At 55.0% G+C, this 1,283-nt stretch carries 1 protein-coding gene; it reads left to right on the forward strand.

Annotated features, from left to right (window positions below):
* Positions 1–96: 96 nt before the first annotated feature.
* On the forward strand, positions 97–1,283 hold a 1,187-nt coding region (locus MKZ87_RS28815; RefSeq protein WP_266202220.1), incomplete at its 3' end, for an ISL3 family transposase.

The following is a 1,283-nucleotide window of genomic DNA, read 5'->3' on the forward strand; positions in this document are numbered from 1 at the left end:
GGTTCTTCACGGAATCTCGGGAAACACACAAACAAGAACGCCGATTTGATTGATGATGTTCGTGCGAGCAAACACATCTAACAAACCGGCGTTCTTATGCGCGATATTAATACTTTCCTTCCTTTTTGGGAGGGCTTTTCTGTCGTCAACATCAAGCCTGATGGTGACGCCCTCCAGATCGATCTAACACCCCACGCCACCCGATTCCCTTCCTGTGGCGGCTGCCAAAAAACCTGTTCAACCACTCATGAGTATTGCGAGCGAGTTGTTCGTGACTTGCCCATTCTTGGCCGTGCGGTACGCCTCAACGTTTTGCTCAGGCGAGTTGGCTGCCGCGAGTGTGGCAAACGCATGGAGGCCGTCAGTTGGCTGGATCGCTATGCGCGTATGACGCGCCGCCTGGCCGACGCGGTTATTCAGGCTTGCGAGCGCCTTCCCACCCTGCACGTGGCCCAAATGTTTGGTCTGCATTGGGACACGGTTAGATTGCTGGAACGTCGCGCCTTGCAGGCAGTATTGAGCGAACTGCCGAAGGCGCAACCACGACGTTTGGTGATGGATGAATTCGCGCTGTTCAAAGGACATCGCTACGCCAGCGTTGTGCTCGATGCCGACACACGACGGGTTCTGTGGATCGGCGAAGGCCGCAGTCGGGCGGCGGTCAGACCGTTCTTCGAAGAGCTTGGGCCAGAAGGTTGCGCCAAAATCGAAGCGGTGGCGATGGACATGAACACCGCTTTTGACCTGGAAGTTCGTCAGCACTGCCCGAAAGCGCGAGTGGTCTACGACCTGTTTCACGTAGTGGCCAAATACGGCCGAGAGGTCATTGACCGGGTCCGCGTCGACGAAGCCAACCGGCTACGTCACGACAAGCCGTCTCGCAAGGTCATCAAACAAGCGCGATGGCTGTTGCTGCGCAATCCGCAGAATCTGAAAACACCTGAACAAGAGGTTCACTTGCAGGATTTATTGGCAGCCAACCAATCACTGATGACGGTCTATTTGATGAAGGCTGAACTCAAAATACTCTGGGCACCGAGTACCGCCTGGGCCTGGAGATCGGCCTGGAAGCAGTGGCTGCGCCATGCTCATGAAAGCGAAATTCCGGCCCTGATCCAGTTTGCCAAACGGCTAAAAGGCTACTGGCGGGGCATCGTGAGTCGGGTTCGCTGGCCGATGCACACCGGTCAGTTGGAAGGAATAAATAATCGAATAAAGGTCATCAAACGGATGGCGTACGGTTACCGGGATAGCGAATTCTTTTTCATGAAGATCAAGAGCGT

This window comes from Pseudomonas sp. MCal1 (genome assembly GCF_026341415.1).
Classification (GTDB): domain Bacteria; phylum Pseudomonadota; class Gammaproteobacteria; order Pseudomonadales; family Pseudomonadaceae; genus Aquipseudomonas.